The organism is Aeromonas sp. FDAARGOS 1403, from assembly GCF_019047325.1.
GTDB classification, from domain to species: domain Bacteria; phylum Pseudomonadota; class Gammaproteobacteria; order Enterobacterales; family Aeromonadaceae; genus Aeromonas; species Aeromonas dhakensis.
In genome coordinates this window covers 2,793,224-2,812,092 of record NZ_CP077249.1, presented here as the reverse complement: position 1 = coordinate 2,812,092, position 18,869 = coordinate 2,793,224, and the positions used below count along the sequence as shown (strand labels likewise).

The 18,869-nt window shown below is 60.3% G+C and carries 13 protein-coding genes; 3 read left to right on the top strand and 10 right to left on the bottom strand.

Going from position 1 to position 18,869, the window contains the following annotated elements:
- Positions 1 to 15: 15 nt before the first annotated feature.
- From I6L33_RS13300 to flaA, 7 genes are all read right to left on the bottom strand, one after another.
- Positions 16 to 2,103, bottom strand: coding sequence for a 6-hydroxymethylpterin diphosphokinase MptE-like protein (locus tag I6L33_RS13300; RefSeq protein ID WP_216972680.1), 2,088 nt, complete (start codon positions 2,101 to 2,103; stop codon positions 16 to 18).
- A gap of 7 nt (positions 2,104 to 2,110) precedes the next feature.
- Entirely contained in the window at positions 2,111 to 2,410 is a 300-nt protein-coding gene (locus I6L33_RS13295; protein WP_010634330.1) for a hypothetical protein, read from the bottom strand.
- Positions 2,407 to 2,829 carry a flagellar export chaperone FliS gene (gene fliS / locus I6L33_RS13290; protein ID WP_010634331.1) on the bottom strand — a complete coding sequence of 141 codons (423 nt, stop codon included), beginning with the start codon at positions 2,827 to 2,829 and terminating at the stop codon, positions 2,407 to 2,409. The genes I6L33_RS13295 and fliS overlap by 4 nt, the downstream gene beginning before the upstream one ends.
- A 25-nt stretch (positions 2,830 to 2,854) precedes the next feature.
- Positions 2,855 to 4,264: a flagellar filament capping protein FliD gene (gene fliD, locus I6L33_RS13285; RefSeq protein WP_010634332.1), complete on the bottom strand. Its 1,410-nt coding sequence runs from the start codon at positions 4,262 to 4,264 to the stop codon at positions 2,855 to 2,857.
- A 27-nt stretch (positions 4,265 to 4,291) separates the two neighbouring features.
- Positions 4,292 to 4,735, bottom strand: a complete 444-nt coding sequence (locus I6L33_RS13280; RefSeq protein ID WP_017786670.1) for a flagellar protein FlaG — start codon at positions 4,733 to 4,735, stop codon at positions 4,292 to 4,294.
- A gap of 38 nt (positions 4,736 to 4,773) precedes the next feature.
- Entirely contained in the window at positions 4,774 to 5,679 is a 906-nt protein-coding gene (flaB, locus tag I6L33_RS13275) for a flagellin B (RefSeq protein WP_005299664.1), read from the bottom strand.
- Positions 5,680 to 6,258: 579 nt separating this feature from the next.
- Positions 6,259 to 7,170 carry a flagellin A gene (flaA, locus tag I6L33_RS13270; RefSeq protein WP_010634334.1) on the bottom strand — a complete coding sequence of 304 codons (912 nt, stop codon included), beginning with the start codon at positions 7,168 to 7,170 and terminating at the stop codon, positions 6,259 to 6,261.
- A 415-nt stretch (positions 7,171 to 7,585) separates the two neighbouring features.
- Between flaA and I6L33_RS13265 the strand changes: the two genes are divergently transcribed.
- Both I6L33_RS13265 and I6L33_RS13260 read left to right on the top strand, forming a co-directional pair.
- On the top strand, positions 7,586 to 8,218 hold the full coding sequence (locus tag I6L33_RS13265) for a trimeric intracellular cation channel family protein (protein WP_216972679.1): 633 nt from the start codon (positions 7,586 to 7,588) through the stop codon (positions 8,216 to 8,218).
- A gap of 100 nt (positions 8,219 to 8,318) precedes the next feature.
- Complete coding sequence (locus tag I6L33_RS13260; RefSeq protein WP_128830518.1) at positions 8,319 to 8,711, top strand: hypothetical protein; 393 nt, start codon at positions 8,319 to 8,321, stop codon at positions 8,709 to 8,711.
- A 72-nt stretch (positions 8,712 to 8,783) separates the two neighbouring features.
- Here the strand turns inward: I6L33_RS13260 and thiI are convergent, their stop codons facing one another.
- On the bottom strand, positions 8,784 to 10,232 hold the full coding sequence (gene thiI, locus I6L33_RS13255; protein ID WP_019840389.1) for a tRNA uracil 4-sulfurtransferase ThiI: 1,449 nt from the start codon (positions 10,230 to 10,232) through the stop codon (positions 8,784 to 8,786).
- 178 nt (positions 10,233 to 10,410) lie between these two features.
- On the opposite strand from thiI, the gene I6L33_RS13250 reads away from it, so the two are divergent.
- Positions 10,411 to 11,370 carry a hypothetical protein gene (locus I6L33_RS13250; protein ID WP_019840379.1) on the top strand — a complete coding sequence of 320 codons (960 nt, stop codon included), beginning with the start codon at positions 10,411 to 10,413 and terminating at the stop codon, positions 11,368 to 11,370.
- 103 nt (positions 11,371 to 11,473) lie between these two features.
- Here I6L33_RS13250 and pbpC read toward each other — a convergent pair whose 3' ends face one another.
- On the bottom strand, positions 11,474 to 13,876 hold the full coding sequence (gene pbpC / locus I6L33_RS13245) for a penicillin-binding protein 1C (RefSeq protein WP_026459096.1): 2,403 nt from the start codon (positions 13,874 to 13,876) through the stop codon (positions 11,474 to 11,476).
- A gap of 10 nt (positions 13,877 to 13,886) precedes the next feature.
- Positions 13,887 to 18,866 carry an alpha-2-macroglobulin gene (locus tag I6L33_RS13240; RefSeq protein ID WP_216972678.1) on the bottom strand — a complete coding sequence of 1,660 codons (4,980 nt, stop codon included), beginning with the start codon at positions 18,864 to 18,866 and terminating at the stop codon, positions 13,887 to 13,889.
- Positions 18,867 to 18,869 lie beyond the last annotated feature (3 nt).

The window sequence follows — 18,869 nt, the reverse complement described above, 5'->3', positions numbered from 1 at the left end:
GACGAGAGATAGCCGTCACTTCTTCTTGAAGATATCCAGCCCCACGAAGTAGACGGAATCGTGTCGCTGGAAGGCATCGGCATAAATCGGCTTTGCATCGTCGAAGAACCGCTCGAGTATCACCTCGGCCTCTTTCACCTTGGCTTCGAACTTGTCAGGCGCTGCGTCCATCAGGGTCATCATCAAGCCGATGATGTTGGCGTAGAAATAGTTCATCGAGCCGATCAAGACACGATAGAGATGGCAATCACGGCTCATCAGCAAATAGAGCAGATAGTCGTGGTGACGCTGCATCATGGCCAGTATGTCATTATGTTCGTATTTGACCGTCTGCCAGTCGGTACGCAACTTCTCCAGCAGATCGTCAAACAGCGTCACATTGAGCGCGGCATTGAAGTCAACGCTGGCCATGTCGAACGGCTGGAAGCTGCGCGCCATCAGCTCATCAAGCAAAGCGATCTTGTCCAGCTCCGGGCTGTTGACTTGCAGGGCCTCCACCCGTTGAGGGATGGCGCCTTCAATGTAGGCCCCATCACTGCAATTCAGACAGCGCATATCCGGATGGCTTGTCAGCACGCGCGTCATGTTATGGATTGCCAGGCCAAACAGATGATTGATCCGCACTTCCCCGCCCAAATTGCCCGGTGCCGGGAAAGTACCTTTCAGATTCTCGTTGTACTTGGCTTCTCTCTTCTCGTTGTAATAGAGACTCAGAGTGGAGTGATGCTTGTCTGCGTACTTGTAGCCATTGTCTATTCCGAACAGGTATACCTGTTTGAACCCGAGCAACGCCGCATAATTGAGGCCGGTGTTGCCAACGAAGGGGTTGGAGAATTCAATGGACTCATACTCGAAAGCCTGACCAAACCGGCTGACCAGCATGGCAAACATGGGCTCGTTGGGCTTGAAGGTCAGCCCCGTCTTGCGAAAGAAGGTCTTGCACTCGGGGTGGATCACGTCGACGCTGAGGAAGACCGCATCCTTGAGGAAATCGTCCGCATTGAGGATGCGCAGGAAATCCGCCGAGCTCTTGGTGCGCTCCACCGCCACATAGATGTCCGGCTTGATGCCCGCCTTGTGCAGCGCACTGACGGCCGTGCCGCAGGCAATGATGATGGCTTGCCGTTGATGCTGCCAGATGAATTCGATGCTCTGATCCAGCGACGGTCCGTTACCGACCACGAATACCGGCACCTGCTCGACCAGCGAGGTATCCCGCTCTCGCTTCAGGAAAGGCGTGCCATCCTGCAGATGGGTGTGACTGTGGGCCAGCGCATAAATATTGTCATCGAAAAAGCCCCAGCCCGTCTTGAGCAGATACAGCTCACCCTCGGCCTTGTCGATCAAGGCATGCAGCTTGGGTGAGTGGTAATGACAAAACGAGAAATAGCTCGCCGACCAGAATGCTCCTTTACGATGCAGCGCCTCCATCATGTCGGCAACCAGCAGCTGTTCATCGACACCGATGAACAGGTGCAGACTCAGCGACTCCTGCTCCATGTACTCGAGCAACTTGTGCCAATCGAAGCAATAGAGCGAGGCATAGAACATATCGAGGTCGGGCTCGAAGGCAAACAGATTCCGAACCCGGCACTGCTCATACAGGTAGCCTAGCTGATAACCCAGTCCGATCCCGTACATGAAGGACAAGGGAATGTCGGCATCCAGCGCCTTGCGAAGCAGCAAGCCTTCCAGCGACACATTCTCCTTGAGTTTGGAGATGGCATTGTTGTAGGCGATATGGATCTGCCCTTCCAGATGCCACTGAGGCACAAAGTCGATACATTGCAATACGCTATGTTCGATCACCTCGGCAATCTGGGCCTGTGCTTCGGCAAAGGGATCATCGCCATAGAGGGAGACATCATCGTCCAGCCAAAGAACATTTGGAACGCCGTTCTCATTGCAGAAAAAGCGGAAGGGTCTGACCGGCTGATACTCTTTGAAAAATGCATGTATTCCGGGCATATATTTTTCAAAGGCAGCCATATTGAGTTCATGGCGAACGGGCAGCACCTCCAGCATGGCGGCTTCCTGCTCTTTCTGCCTGGCTAGACGGGAGAGCTCATGCTCGGCATCTTTGATATTCTTGTTAAAATCCATTCGGTACTCAACCCGCATTCATCTTGTAAAGGCCCGCCACACGACCGGCCTTGGAAAATTGGCGCAATTCATCCTCTGCCAGGTGTCTCGCATTCGTTATCAGCGCATGGATCATGTGAAACTGAGACAGGGCTTGCTGCTGCTCTGCATTAAGGTGACTGTCAGCGGGGATATGCTCGAAGACCTCGTTCAGGGCAGCGAGATAGTGCTCCATTTGCACTTCCGCTGCCGCCAGCTCATTTTGCTCCAACAGCAACCGCAAGCGGCTGCCGTGGTTCATCAAGCCGGACAGCTTGGCATCATTCATTCCGCACGACCCGCTTTTTGCTGGGCAATGGCCTTGTCGCGCTCTTCGACCGGAATCGCATCCCAGCCACTCTTGACTGTCAGCATCAGGTTCATCACCTCGTCGATGGCGGCCATGTCCATGTCACGACTGGCATCCATCATACGCACCTTCATGTAGTCGTAGAGCGCAAACAGATCTTCCGGCACCTTGCCATAGGAGAGGTCCAGCGAGTCCTGCAGACCGTTGATAATGGCCATGGTTTTGGAGATGGACTGGGACTTGGCTTCGAAATCACGACGTTCGATGGCACCACGGGCCTGGGCAAGACGCTCGAGGCAACCTTGCATCAACAGCTGGATCACCCGGTAGGGATCCGCCACCGCCAGCTCGGACTGCAGATTCTGGGTGGTGTAAGCCTTGATATTTTTCCGATACATAAGAGGCACGGCTCCTGACTACGTATTAATTCGTTTTGGTATTGAGCAGATTCAGATAAGAGGCCGACTTGTTCATCTTGGCCAGCATGCTGTCCAGGCTGCCATAACGAGCCCGCAAGGTCTCCTGATACTTGGTCAGCTGGGCGGTAACATCCGACTCCTTGCGGCTTACTTCGCGCAGATCGGAATTGAGCGAATCTTCCCGCTTGGCCAGCAGGCCGCCGGTCTTGGAGTAGGTTTCCAGCTGGCTGGCCAGCTTGCCTGCGACCCCATCCTTGCCGCCAAACACCGCAACTACCTGATCAAAGTTCTTGTCGATGGCCTCGCTGAACTTGGTATCGTCGATGGACAATACCCCCTTGTTGTCCATCTTGATACCCATCTGGAAAATCGTTGAATAGGTAGACGATTTTTTGGAGGGTTCGGTGATGAGGCCGTTCATCATGTTGACCACGGCACGCGTCGTCGCATCACCGGCCAATGCACCGCCATCATTCTGGCTCTTCCCTGCCACGATCGAGTTGCGCTTGCCAAGATCATTGCTCTTCTTCACCAGCGCGTTGTAACCGTCGACAAAGCTCTTGACCATGTCCTTGATGCCGGCCTTGTCGGTGGTCACATCGACCTTGTTCGAGCTGTAGGTCTTGACCGGATTGCCGTTGGTATCGGTGGTGGTCGTGCTATCCGACTCTCTGAGCACGGTCAGTTTGAGCCCGACTATGGTGCCATCGAAGGTATTGGTCGCACTGGTCAGCGAGTTGCCATCTACCTTTATCTTGGCATCCTGAGCGCTCTGGCTCTTGGTCAACTTGGACACCAGGTTGTCGGTCAACTCAGTGGTGTTGCCGGTGATCTGCAGATCCTTGCCGTCGCCGCTGACCCCTGAGTCGATCATCAGCTTGGATTTGCCATCTGAGGTATTCATGATGTTGACGCTCAGACCGAAGTTGTCGGCGTCATTGTTGATCCGTTTGCGAATGGACTGCAGCGAGTCACCCGCCTTGACATCCACATCGAAGGTCTTGTCGCCAGCCTTGAACGTCAGTTTCCCGTCCTGAGTGATGAGGGGGGTCGTCGACGAGTCGAAGGTGCCGTCAAATTTACTGGACTTCGCCAATTGTTCGACGCTGATGTCATATTGACCGTTGGAGGCCCCCGCCTTGCTCTCCACCTTGAGCACGGGTTTGTCCTTGTCCTGGGTAATGTTGATGGAGCGCTTGTTGAACGCATCATCCTTCGCCATGGCCTGCAGAGTGGTCACGAACGAGGCGATGGCAGACTTCAGTTGCCCCACACCGGAGAGAGTGATTTGAGTGTTGGTCTTCTTGGTGGTGATGGGCTGCATCAGTTGTGCCTTTTTGGCATCGACACTGGCAGCAATCACTGACTCCAAATCGAGTCCAGAGCCGGCACCGGCAGACGTAATGGTGGGCATACTCTCTCTCCTCTTAATTTTTTCGTATCAGATCTCGTTATCGAGCAGCAACCCGACCCGCGAACCGCCGCCGGATACATCGCCCTCACGCAGATCCTTGATCCGCTTGCTGATGGCCAGCAGCTCCTCGCTCGGGATCTGCCGGATCATTGACTTGGTCTCGGCGTCCACCACCTTGATAACCACCTGATCCAGATCCTTCTCAACACTGAAATTGACAGTCCAGCCTTGCAACTTGCTGAACTCTTGCAAGTTTTGCACCTCATTTTCAATATCGGCATTGGATACGTCCTGTTTGGCGGTTTTATCACCAGCCAGAGCATCCTGCTGTTTTTTCACATCCTGTTGTGCCGTCACCCGCTGCTCTTCCGTCGTGCCAGATAGCACTTGAGCGGCCGATTGGCCGCTCTTGCTACTTGACTGAAGAGAAGAAGGAGTGACCGATGACGGGATCCCAATTTCATTGGCCATATCGTCGCTCCTTTTCCTATCTCATCACTGCTGTTCTGTTAGCCCAGCAGGGACAGAGCAGATTGCGGTCTTTGGTTGGCTTGCGCCAGGATGCTGGACGCTGCCTGTTGCAGAATGTTCTGCTTGGTCAGGTTGGCCGTCTCGGTCGCAAAGTCTGCGTCACGGATACGAGAACGTGCGGCGCTCAGGTTTTCAGAGACGTTGGACTGGTTGCGGATGGTGGAGTCAAACCGGTTCTGTACCGCACCCAGCTCCGCCCGCTTGCTGTCAACCGCCTTGATCATGAAGTCAAGGTTGGCCATGGCCAGCTGAGCCGAACTTGCTGCCTTGATGCTGCTGACGCTGGTAGAAGTCACCGCTGACGTACCCTTGGTCACTTTGTAAGGCTCGCCAGTGGCGCTGGTCGCAACGGTCGCGCTGCCCTTGGTTGACGCCGCAATCCCGCTGATGGTGAACGCGGAGGTCATCTTGAAGGTGATGGTCTGACCAGCGTCAGCCCCTACCTGGAATGACCCCTTGTAGTTCCCATCCAGCAGTTTTTGGCCACCAAAGGTGGTGTCGTTGGAGATCCGGTTGATCTCGGTGGTCAGCTGGTCAAATTCTTGCTGCAGTGCAGTACGGTCATCGGTGTTGTTGGAGCCGTTGGCGGATTGCTGTGCCAGCGTGCGCATGCGTTGCAGCATGCTGGTCACTTCATCCATGGCCCCTTCAGCCGTTTGCGCGACGGAAATACCGTCGTTGGCGTTGCGGTTACCTTGGTCCAGGCCGTTGATCTGAGAGGTCAAACGGTTGGAGATCTGCAAACCGGCAGCATCGTCCTTGGCGGTGTTGATACGCAGACCGGAAGCCAGTCTGGTATAGGACGTATCCAGGGACTTGTTGGTGTTCATCAGGTTACGCTGGGCGTTCAGTGATGAAGTATTCGTGTTGATGTACATGGCCATAAAATATTCTCCCGAAGAACATGCGACTGCGGGTTGCACCGCCAAAGCGGCGTCCCACCGTTAGAAGAACAGGTTGAACGAGCCTGATTCTTCTGGCGGGTGTCTGTTTGAACGGACAGGTCACCCGCAGTAGTGCAAACGTTGGATTCCGAACACCCCTCGATTGCTTCACTTTATTTAACGGCAGCGCAGCGACAAGCTTTAGGAAAATAATTGCCGAAGGCGGCAAGTTTTATCCGGCAAGCGGCAAAATGACGGCGAGCAGTCTCCTGTTATCGGGAGCAGGGCCTAAAGCCGGCGTGACAGAGATGAACTCTGAGGGTTGGCACAGTTTGTGCTTTGATATGGGGGAGTGGCGTCAATTTGACGGCACAATAAAAAGAGGCCGGAAGATCCGGCCTAAAACGAGCATACGCTCAGGAGAATATGACCAAGCGTGACAGAACTGAACAGCTGTACAACACTTGGCTTTACTAGTAGAGAATAGATTCTCTCCCGATAGAACAGAGTGCGAACCGAACACCCCTTTGTTCCATCTCTTGACCAGGGCGGCCTGAACAACCGCCCTGTTTTCTTTTATCAGCCCTGCAGCAGGGAGAGTGCTGACTGCGGACGCTGGTTTGCCTGAGACAGTATGGTCGAGGCTGCCTGTTGCAGAATGTTCTGCTTGGTCAGGTTGGCGGTCTCGGTCGCGAAGTCTGCGTCGCGGATCCGTGAACGGGCGGCACTGACGTTTTCAGAGACGTTCGCCTGGTTGCGAATGGTCGAATCGAACCGGTTCTGCACCGCACCCAGTTCGGCACGCTTGCTATCCACCACTTTAATCATGTAATCCAGGTTGGCCATGGCCGACTGGGCAGAGCTTGCCGCCGTAATGGTCGACATGCTGGTAGAACTCACCGGCGTACCTGCAGTTTTTGTGATTTTATAAGGCTCGCCCGAAGTAGTGGTCGTCACAGCCGCACTGCCGCTGGTCGCGGACGCCATGCCAGAGATGCTGAAGGCAGTGGTCATCCGGAACGTGATGGTCTGACCGGCATCGGCACCGACCTGGAAGGAGCCCACATAACCGCCCTTGAGCAGATTCTGGCCACCGAAGGTGGTGTCTTTGGCTACCCGGTCGATTTCAGTCATCAGCTGAGTGTACTCTTGCTGCAACGCGGTACGGTCATCCGTGTTGTTGGAGCCGTTGGCAGACTGCTGGGCCAGGGTACGCATCCGTTGCAGCATGGAAGTAATTTCATCCATGGCGCCTTCGGCAGTCTGGGCGACGGAGATACCGTCGTTGGCGTTGCGGTTGCCCTGATCCAGACCATTGATCTGGGAGGTCAAACGGTTGGAAATCTGCAGACCGGCGGCATCGTCTTTGGCGCTGTTGATGCGCAGACCGGATGCCAGACGGGTGTAGGATGTATCCAGAGATTTGTTGGTGTTCATCAGGTTACGCTGGGCGTTGAGCGATGAAACGTTCGTATTGATATAAAGACCCATGACTATTCTCCTAAGCTATTAAATTTACTATTTAATTTGCTCGAACTTTATTGTCTTTCCTGTTCGATGCTTCTTATTTAACGGCCTCTTTTTCGATGTCTTTAGCATTATTTTCAACGCTTCATCGCATTAACGCCGCTTACCCTATATATCGGCATGTTCCGGCTGAACTTGAGGAAAAAAGTGCCCTGTTTTGCTCACTGGGTTCATCGGGCTTGCGACAACGGGCCGGGCGCGGGGCTACATCCACCTCCCTTGCAACATGACGCCGCTCAGATGCATCGCGCTGGCTGGCGCCAGCGCAGCCGAGAAAAACTTGGTCTGGCTCCCACTTCTTGCAGGCAGCCATTGGTCAGACGCCGCAATCCCCCCTAAAATCGCGGCCCCATCAACAATTGGACGTGAGTTGTTCTCCATGCAGACACTGGTTGAGCAGATTGTTTACATCAGCGACATGTTTGGTACTGCGGTATTCGCGTTTTCGGGCGTACTGGTGGCGGGCCGTCTCAGGATGGACGGTTTTGGCGTCATGGTGTTGGCGGCGGTCACCGCCATCGGCGGCGGCACCATCCGCGACATGATCCTGGGGGCCACCCCGGTCTTCTGGGTACGGGACCCTCTCTACATCTGGGTGGTGATCGCCACGGCACTGATCGGCATGTGGATGGTCAAGCTGCCCCGTCGCATGCCCTGGTACGTGTTGCCGGTCGCCGACGCCTTCGGGCTGGCGCTATTTACCGTGATCGGGGCACAAAAAGCCCTCAACTTTGGTACATCGGGGCTGATCGCCGTATTGATGGGCACCATGACAGGGGTGGCTGGCGGCATGATCAGGGACGTGCTGGCCCGGGAGGTGCCCATGGTGCTGCAAAAGGAGATCTATGCCACCGCCTGCATCCTGGGGGGCATCCTCTATACCCTGGCGCTGGAGATAGACGTGGATCGGGTGACCGCCATTCTCATCTGCATGACGGCGGTGTTCGGTTTACGGGTGGCCGCCATCTACTGGCATCTGTCACTGCCTACCTTCTCGCTGCAGCGCAATTGACCTCACAACCGGCGTCAGGTCGCACTCCCGGCCCGGTTGCGTTGAACCAAGCAGGCTTTTCTGTTGTCATAGGATGCAGTGTTGTAAGCCGGAATCCCTCATGCAAAAACTTGGACTCATCGCATCACTGTTACTGATGAATGTGGCAACGGCGCAGGCTGAAGCCCAGGTACTGTTTGGTCGGCTCGCGTCCACCCCGGTGCAGCAGTTCAACCAGCAGATCCGTCAGGCAAGCACCGCCCAGCAGAGCTGGGTCAATGACTATCGTGAAGTGGCCCTGCGTTTCGTCGGCCACAGCGACATCCCCAGTCGCATCCAGGCGCAACAGCTGGACAACGATCTGGTGCTCTCGGTCGCCCTCAATGGCACCAAGAGCGACATGATCTACATCCTGACCCTGTTTCGCAGCAACAACCTGTGGCAGATGCGCCAGGCGGAAATGGGATGGCGCTGCCAGGGGCAGTCCACCTTTACCCCGGTCCCCTGCCCTTGAGCCTCAACCTGCAAGTGAAATAAAAAAATCCGGCACATTGGCCGGATTTTTTATGCACGCAGGAACGTCACCTTACGGACGGTACACCTTGACGTTGGCAAAGCCCTTCTCTTTCAGGTAGAGCGCCTGCAGCTTGCTCATCACGCCGCGATCGCAGTAGAGCAGGTAGGTCTTCTCTTTCGACAGATCGCCAAAGGCGGTGGCCAGCTTGAAGAAGGGGATATGCATGACCTCACGCCCTTCCACCAGCAACGGCTTCTCGTCGTGCTCATCCATGGAGCGGATATCCAGGATCACCTCGTTGTCACCGCTCTCGGCGGTAGTCTCCACTTCCTGCACTTCGGCAGCAGTCTCTTCACCGATACGACGAATGTCGAGGTAACGTGCCTCGGCCACCACCTTGTCCAGAATGGCGAAGTCGAAGTTGCCCTCTTCCTCTTCAATGCGGGCCAGATCGGCCTTCACGGTCGGCTTCTTGGAGATGACACCGCAATACTCCGGCATGGTCTCGGCAAACTCCAGGGTGCCGATACGGCGCGCTTCACTGATGATGTCCGGCTTGTCCCAGGTGATGAGCGGGCGCAGGATCACCTTGTCGGTCACCCGGTCGATGACATTCAGGTTGGTGAGGGTCTGGCTGGAGACCTGACCCACGCACTCGCCGGTCACCAGCGCCGGGATCTGGAACTCGTCGGCCACCTTGGCGGCGGCGCGCATCATCATCCGCTTGAGCACCACACCCATCTGACCGTTGTCGATCTTCTCGAGGATCTCGGCCACCACAGGCTCGAAGTCCACCGCGGTGAAACGCACCCGATGGGAAGAGCCGAAGCGGTTCCACAGGTGATAGGCCACCTGCTTGACACCGATCTCGTGAGCGGCACCACCCAGATTGAAGAAGCAGTAGTGCACCCGGCAACCGCGCTTGATGAACTGGAAGGAGGCGACGCCGGAGTCAAAACCGCCGGAGATGAGGCTCAGCACATCTTCCTGGGTGGCAATGGGCATGCCGCTCAGGCCCTGGTGGATGGCACTGACGATGAACAGCTCCTCGCCGTCGATCTCGAGGTTGATCTTCACATCCGGATTCTTGAGACGCACGCCGTTGCTCACGCAGTGTTGGTTCAGGCCACCACCCACGTAGCGTTCCACTTCGAGGGAGGAGAACTCGTGCTTGCCGTGGCGCTTGGCACGCACGCAGAAGGTCTTGCCCTCGAGCTGGTCACCCCATACGGCTTTCACCTGCTCGAAGATGTCGTGCAGGTCGGTAAACTTGCTGGCTTGCACCTCGAGGAAGGCCTGAATGCCGGGAATGCAGGCCAGGGCTTCGATGGCCTGTTCACGGAACTGGTCATTGCGGGAGCTCACGATCAGCTTGTCCCAATCCATCCGCACCCGGGCATCGTCGTCGAAGCGGCGCAGGACATTGCGGATATTGCCCTGCAGGATCTTGATAAAGCGCTGGCGCACCGACTTGCTCTTGATGGTGATTTCCGGGAACAGCTTGATAATGAACTTCATGGTAATGACTCGGGTGACCTTGATTTAAGGGCGCGAATTATATCAGAAGTTTGTGGCCAGCGCCTACTGGATGAGCGTTTGCTCACATTCCCCCACGCAATGTTTGCCGCAGCGAGGCAATCTTGCGTATATTCCCGAACCTGCGTCCCGGCAACATTCCTGACCACAGACCCATTCGATGAAGACCTACATCTACTACCCCGGCATGGAAGTGCGCGACGAGCTGTGGCTCAAGTTTGCCCTGCTCTATCTGGAGCGGCTCGCCTTCGTCTTCACCGTCAGTGAGAAGAGCGGCCTCACCGCCCTGCTGCAGACGCTCGAACAGGAGACGGACCTGCTGGCCGAGCGGCCGGATGCCGCCTTCTTTGCCGCCATCACTCCCCAGCTGGAGAGTCAGCTGAGCAGCCTGCTCGCCCCCGACTTCGTGCGTCACAAGGTGTTTGGCAACAAGGAGTTGATCGGTCGCTGGCGCTCGCCTGCCAACCACGACTGTTTCTGCCCGGCCCAGGCGGGGCTGGAGCGGCTGCACGGCTTTTGCCTGGCGCACGGTTTCGCCAGCCGGGAGGAGGGCGGGTTCAGGATGGCACGGCGCTTTGCCAATCTGCTCTCCATGCGGCTCGCCCGCGAGTGGGCACTCGCCAATGAGGGGGCCCTCATCACCGATCACGACTATCTGGACCGGCTGCTGCACCTGCTCGAATCGCGCTATCACAACCGCGGTGGCCAAGATTGCTTCCATCTGGAGATCCCGCTGCAAGTGCCCACTCACTTGGCCGACATCCCGTTTGCAGAGCTGATCGCCCTGCGCAGTCGCAGCGGCTTTCGCCAGCAGCTGGCCGAGTTTAATCAGGCGCTCGATGCCCTGCTCGCCATGCTGGGCAGCGGCTATGCCGAGCCCGCCGTGCTGACCCGCTTCGAGCAGGCCCAGCAGGGGCTCAACCAGCTGCTGGGGCCACAGACCCAGAGTCTGCCGCTCACCACGCTCGTCAGTACTGGCTTACCGGCCATGGCGATGATCCATCGCCTCAAGGCGAGCCATCCAGACAGCAAGCTGGTGTTTCACTCCATCAAGAAGAGCCACTTCCACCAGCGCAAGAGTCAACACTTCTTCACCCGGCTGGGTCAGGTCAAGCCCTGACTCCAAGACGCCCTGCCGGGGATCGACAATCCGCTGACGACATCGGAGCCATCCCCCGATGTCGTCAATATTCTGACACGCCAATTAGGCACAGCCTCTCCCCTCAGGAGGGATTCTCCAGCCGAAACTCGATGCGATCGCTGTTGCCCGCCTCATCCACCACCACCAGCTGGTAGCGACCCGCCTCGCTCAGCACCTGATCCCCGTCCCAGCGCAGCCGCTGACCGTTGAGAAACCAGGCCGCTTTGCCGACCCCCCCCAGCACCCTGGGCTGCAGCCGATAACGCTGGCTGCGAACAAGGTTGCCCTCCCCCAGCGCCAGGATGCGGATGGGGGCCTGCAGCTCGGTGCTCTGCCCCTCCCCCTTGCAACCGCTGGCCAGCAGCGCCTGGCGCCGCTCGCCAGGCCCCCGCCACGGCTCCAGCGACAATGGCCAGAGCGCCCGAAAACCGGATTGCGCCGCATCCTGACAGCGGCTCAGAGTGGGTTTTCCCTCCTTGGTCAACGCAACCTGGCGCAGCGGCGAAGGCCAATCCATGGGATCCGGCAAGGTGGGGGGATCGCGCCCTTCCAGCAGCCAGGCGCTCTGCCGCTGCAGACAGGCCTCAGGCAGGGTCGCGCTCACCTTGCGCCCCAGCGGCCAGCAAACTTCGGCCTCGCCCACCGTATTGGGTTGTGCCGGCAGGGGACTGTTGTCAGCCAACCGCGAGTAGACCGACAGCAGCAGCGGCACCGCCGCGCTCTGGCCGTAAAAACCGGGCATGGGGGTACCATCGGGGCGCCCCAGCCAGACGCCGATGGTCCAGCGACCGGAGACCCCCATCGCCCAGCTGTCGCGATAGCCATAGCTGGTGCCGGTCTTCCAGGCCAGCCGGTTGACCCGGCCGGTCGCCTCGCTGGCAAAGGGCTGATCCGCCCGCCCCTGCGCGCTCAGGATCTGCCAGATGATCCAGGCCGCCCCTGGGCTCAGCAAGGGGCGCGACACCGCCTGCTGCCCCGCCAGCCAGACCGGCATTGCCACCTGCCCCTGCCGGGTAAGCGCACTGTAGAGGGCCACCAGTTGCTCGAGCCGAATGCCCGCCGCACCCAGCGCGATGGCCGGATTGGGCTTGTCGGAGAGGGCCAGCCTCACCCCGGCATTGTCGAGACGGCTGACCAGCTTGTCCGGCCCCAGCGCCTCCAACACCTGCACCGCCGGCACGTTGAGGGATTGCTGCAGCGCCTGGGCGAGGGTCACCGGCCCCTGAAAGGCGCCGGAAAAATTGGCGGGACGATAGTCAGACCCGAGCCTTGGCGCATCAGAGAGCAGGGAGGCCGAGTGCACCAGCCCCTCGTCCATGGCCAGACCGTAGATAAAGGGCTTGAGGGTGGAGCCGGGGGAGCGGATCGCCTGCACCATGTCCAGATAACCGTGGCGGCGCAAATTGCCATACTCGGCGCTGCCCACATAGGCGCGTACCGTCATGTTTTTGTTGTCCACCAGCAGCAGGGCGGCGGAGGTCTGCTCGGGGAAGCGGCGGATATAGCTCGCCACCCGCCCCTCCAGCCAGCGCTGCAGATCGCCATCGATGGTGGTGTGCACCAGCGCCCCGGCCTGATTGTCGGCGGCGAGTCGGGCGAAGAGCGGCGCCTCCATCGGCGTGAAGTGACCGCGGGCCAGCACCGGCTCGATACGCCCCTCCAGCCACACCTGTTCGGGCCAGACGCCCTGCGCCACCAGCCGCTGCATTACCTTGTCGCGGGCGACGCGGGCCCGCTCGGGATGCCGGTCCGGCCGGTTGCGGCTGGGGGCCTGCGGCAGCACCGCCAACAGCGCAGCCTCGGCATGGGTCAGCCTGGCGGCGCTCTTGCCAAGGTAGGCAAAACTTGCCGCCTGCACCCCCTCCAGATTGCCGCCAAACGGCGCCCGGTTGAGGTAGACGGTGAGCAGGGTGCGCTTGTCGTAGTGCCACTCCAGCTGCAGCGCGCGCGCCATCTGGCGCAGCTTGCCGGGCACGCTCCTGTGGTAGGGCTCGATAAGACGCGCCACCTGCATGGTGAGGGTCGAGCCCCCCGACACGGCGCGTCCGTAGCGCAGCCACTGCCAGACCCCGCGCACCATGGCCACCGGGTTGACTCCGGGATGGCGCCAGAAATGGCGATCCTCGTAGCCAAGCAGCGCCTCGATATAGCGGGGGGAGACCTGCTCCAGGGTCACGGGGTAGCGCCACACGCCACTGGTGTCGGCAAAGGCGCGCAGCGGCCGTCCCTTCATGTCGAGTACCACCCGCGCATAGGCCGGGTCGAGCGGTGGCGGCGGGAAAATGCGATCCAGCGCCAGCAATGACAGGAGCAGTGCTACAACTCCCAGCACCGAGAAACGCAGCCAGCGTTGTAGACAGCCAAGCCAGCGCCCGCCAGCGCGGCCACTGCGACCCAATTTCAGCCAGCCACGCTGCTGCCAGAAAGTGGGCGGGCGAACCCGCTCAAGGGAGGGGTCGTTGCCCAGAGGGCGTCTGCGACCCATCAAGCGCCAGCTACTCAGAGATAGTTACCTCGTGGATATCCTCACCCACAGCCCGCAGCTCGGGGCGGTACATATCCTCCACCTGGGTCGGCGGCACCTGATAGCGACCCGGCGTCACCGCCCGCATCAGGTAGACCAGTTGCTGGTTGCTCCCCTCGCTCAGATCCAGCGCCGCCGTGTAGCGGTCATCGCGAAACTCCTGATGCTTGAGGTAGTCGTTCCACTCGCTCTGCCACGCCGGTTTCCCCTCGATGGAGAGCTCTTCGAGCTTGATGTTGTTGCCAAGGACCGGGTTCTCCAGCTCGAAGCCAGCGGGCACCATCTCCACCAGCAGGGCATCGGGCACCGCCGATTCACTGCTGACGTTGAGCCGCACCACCACCAGATCGCCCATCTTCACCTTGGCGGGATCAAAACGCTGACCGTCGCTGTTGAACCAGCTGCGGGTCACGCTTATCCCCTGACTCAACCGGGTAGGAGCCTGCTCGGGGTAACCTACCAAGGTGCGCTGCACATAGAGGGATCCCTTGCCCTCATTGGTGACGGTACTCGCCGCCAGCGCCTCGGGGGCACTCAGCTGCAACGGGGCCGAACCGCTCAGGGAGCCACTGCCAAGCGAGGGGGTCACCCTGGCCTGCCAGTCGACGGCCGGATCGAAGCGGGCGAGTCGCAACAGGGCGAGCCGCTCCTGAGTGCTGAGCCACTGACGGTGGGCCAGGGTATCGGCCACCTTGGCACTGAGAGCGGGCCAGCGATCCGCAGCCAGCTTGTGCTGGCGCAGCAAGGAGAGCTCAAGAGCTCCATCGCGTAACTGTGAACCGTAATCCCCGAGATAGTCATCACCGCGCTCGGTCGCCAGCGCCCGGTTGAGGGCCTTGGCGGCGTTCTGCTCATCCCCCATGGCCGAGAGGGCCAGCGAGAGGTGGAGCAGCGGCAAACCGGAGCGAGCGTGATCGGCCTGCTGCTCCCAGATAAGGCGCAGGGTAGCGAGCGGTGCCTTGCCCACCCGGGCCAGCACATAGGCGCTGTAGGCCTGATAGGCCAGCCGGCTGTGCTCGGGGGCACTGCTCCAGCGCTCGCCGTATTGGTTGTCGGTGAGATAGCTCTGCAGACGATTCAGCGCCTGATTGAGCATCGCCTCCGGAACTGCATCGCCTGCCTCCTTGCGCGCCAGCAGGTAGTCGGCGGCATAGGCGGTGAGCCACTGCTCCTCGTCGGAGCGGCCATCCCAGAGGCCAAAACCGCCGCTTGGCAGTTGCAACCGCTGCAGCCGTTGCAGCAGGGCGCGTTGCACATCCGCCTCGCTTGTCGCTTTCTTGCCCGCTGCGGGTTTGCGCCAGGCGGCCCGCTCATCGGCCGTGGTCAGCAAGTAAGGCCAGGCACGGGACAGGGTCTGCTCCAGACAGGCATAGGGGTAGTCGGCCAGCGCCTGCCACTGGGCTGCCGGATCCCAGGGCGGGGTACCGGAGAGGCTGAGCAGTCCCTGCAGGTTGGCGCGATCCAGCCCGGCCAGCTCAGCTGGCGCAAAGCTCATCTGCTGGCCGGGGGCCAGCATCTGGTAGCGTTGACGCGTCTCGGCCGGCCAGGGGGAGCGCAGCGGCAAAGTCCAGTCGCGGCTGATGGCAAAATCCTTGCCGCTGGCCGCCAACTGCAGGCTTGCCACACCGCTCGCCCCGGTCACGGTGAGCGGCAGGGTCAGCCACTGCTCCTCACCATTTTTAAGGGCAAGGGTGCTAGGCAGCTCACCGTTTGCTTTCAGCCCGCCATTGAGGGTCCAGGCAAGGGAGAGGGTCTGATCCTCGCCGCTCATGTTGCGCAGCTGTACCAGCGCCCGGGTCTCATCCCCTCTGGCGCCAAAGCGCGGCCAGCCAATCTCGGCCACCAAGGGCGCCACCACCTTGACGGCGCGCTCGGCCTCACCGACCTGCTGTTCGTTCCAGGCCAGCGCCATCAGCGCCAGCTCGCCGTTGAAGTTGGGCAAATCGAGCGGGATCACCGCCTTGCCGCTCTCATCAAAACTCACCTCGCCGCTCCACAGCGCTGCGATCTCGACCCGGCTCTCCAGCGCGCCGCCCTTTTTCAGCGGCGCACGGTCGCCCCCGTAATTGAGGCGGGCCAGCTTGCCATCCTGCGGCGGGATCACCTGACCGTAGTTGTCGAACAAATCCTGGGCGAAGCGCTTGCGGCCAAAGAAGATCTCGAACGGGTCGAGCGGCTGGTAGTCGCTGATGTTGAGCACGCCCCGATCGACCGCGGCCAGCACCACCCGCCCCTGACTGTTGGGGGTGGAGGTGGCTGTCACCTCCAGTCGGGTAAGCGGCACCGCTTTATCCGGCGCACTCAGGGTGAGCGGCAGACGGCGCGCTTCCCGATCCAGGGTGAGCGGCACCAGGCCGACCGAGCGCAGGCTCTGCCCCTGCTGCTTGCCAGCCGGTTTGGAGGCACTGTCTGGCGCGGCGATCTGGGCCGAGATATGCAGGTCATGGCGCTGCCACTCGGGGCTGACCGGGATCTCGAACTCGCCGCGGGCATCCTTGGCATCGCCACCCTCCCCCTTGAGCTCGATGCGCTGCCACCAGCGCAGGCCGTCGCCATCTTCCACCAACAAGAGCCCCTTGCCGGGGCGCGGGGCAACCAACGTCACTTTGGCCTTGTCACCCGCCTGATAGGCGCGCTTGTCGAGGGTGATGGCAATCTTGTCGGGCCGAGCCTGCTCGCCACCGCCGCCCCAGGCGTAACTGCCTATCTCCACCCGCAGGCTCGATTGATGGCCCTGGCTGTTCTCCACCTCCAATCGATACCAGCCCGCCGCCAGTTGCAGCGTGAGCGGGGTCGGCCCCTTGCCATCCAGCTGCAGGGTCTGCTCCTGCTCCAGATAGGGCTGACTGTTGAACTCGTACTTCCACCCCTCACCATCGGCGTAGTGCCAGTAGTAATCGCGGTACTCGTTGACAAGGCGCACCTTCACCGCTCCCGCCACCGGTTGACCTTGCGCATCGAGGTTGAGGATCTGGAAGGGGAGCGGCTTGCCCCCTTCCACCCGATCCGCCACAAAGTCGGCCTTGAGCGCCGGCCACTGGCTGCCCGCTGGCCAGCCATACTGGGTGCGGTTGCGATTGACGGCGCGGCCACCGGGTTCGGAAAGCGACACCCGATAGGCCACCTCCAGCGGCCCGAGAGCACTCACATTGTCGAGCTCATCAGCAAGCGAAAAAGCCCCCTGCCCCTGCGCATCGAGGGTGAGACTCAGCGGTTCAAGATCCCTGGCCTGCTCGGCGAGCAGCACGTCACCCAGAGTGAACTCCTGCCACTGGGTAAAGGGCATGGTGGCGCGGCTGATTTTCACCTCCGCCTTGGCCTTGGTGGCGCTCGCTGGCGCACCGTAGAGATAGTCCCCTTGCAGTGGCAGGCTGAGGGCGGCGTCCAGACTCGTCACTTCCCCATCCGGCCCCTTGCCAAGCTGCAGTTTCAGCCGCTCAGGCAAAAACTCCTCCACCAGGAAAGGCCACTCGAAGCGGCTGCCGGCGGCGGTTTTGAGGTTGATGGTCCAGCGCCCCAGCGGCGCATCGTCCGGCAGGTGCAGGCCATAGTGAGCGGCGCCAAGGCTATCCGGCAGCAGCCGCTTTTGTTCGAGCAGCTGGCCGTCCGGCTGTTTCACCTCCAGCTCCACCGCCATACCCGGCAGCAGCTGGCCATCCTGCCCTTTAAGCAAAATCTCGCTGTCGAGCCGCTCACCGGGGCGATAGAGGTCGCGCCCGCTGAACAGATACAACTGCTGAGCCTGCCAGGGCTGGGTGCCAAGATCGAAGGTGGAGAGATCGAGCGCCGCCCCGTCGAGGCGCAGCACCGCCAGATGGTTGCCCTGTTCGGCCAGCAGCAGGCGGGCCCCCTGCACCTGATCGAAGCGGCGATGACCCTGCGGATCGGTATTTTGCACCTGCAGCCGGTTGCCCTTCTCGTCGAGCAGGGAGAGCTGCACATCCTTGAGCGGGTCGGCGCTGGCCAGGGAGCTCACGAACACCTCCAGCTGATCGTGATAACGACGGGCACTGAGCCCCATGTCGCTCACCGCAAAATAGGTGGTCTCCTTGCGCCAGTCGTAGTTGCCAAGAGGCGACATCACCGCAAAGTAGACGCCAGCCTGGGCCAGCTGTGGCTCCTTCACATTGATGAGGCGGGTCTCGCGCCGGTTGGCATCGAGTTCCAGCGCATAGCGGCCGCTGAACACCCGCTTGGCCCGCTGGGTGATCTGCTCGAGCTCCCAGTTGCCCATGCCGGCACCGGGGCGATACTCGGCCAGGAAACGGGGCAGATACTCCGCATCGACCCGGAAGAAGTCGATATTGACCTCATCCACGTTGACCGCGCTGATGGGCAGACGCAGCTCGTCGCGCAGCGGCAATACCATGCCGCTGGCGGTAAAGAAGGCCCCCGCCTCCAGCGGGCGAGTCTTGAGGGTCCAACTCTGGGGGGATGGGCCCAGCCCCGCCTTGAGGCTCACCTCGTAACTTTTATCGGGCTGCACGTTCGGGAAGTAGAGGGTGCGGCCATCATCGGCGAGGATCCACTCCCCCTGCAGCTGCTTGCCTCCTTCATTGACCGATAGCCAGCTCTGCCAATTGGCCTTGGGCGCCAATTGGCCGGAGAAGACCAGCGCCAGCGCCGGGGCATCCCGATATTGACGGGCATTCGCCTGCACCACGGCGCTTGGGGCGCCCGCTTCCTGCTGCGCGGCAGGTTGCGTGGTCGGCCCATTAGCTGTGACATGAGTGACGGGCTTGTCGGGGCCGCAGCCGCTCAGCAGCAGCGCCGTGAGCCCCGCCAGCAGCAGGGCCGGCCAGCGGCGCCCGGGGATGGCCGTCTGTTGCGGTGAGGAACGAGAGAGGCGAGGGTGAGAGTCGACGCGGCGCATAAATGTCATCCCTGATTGGCTCGCTGCCAGTGCAGCGCAATAGCCAACAGGATAAGGGATCAGGCTCGCTTGACACAAAAC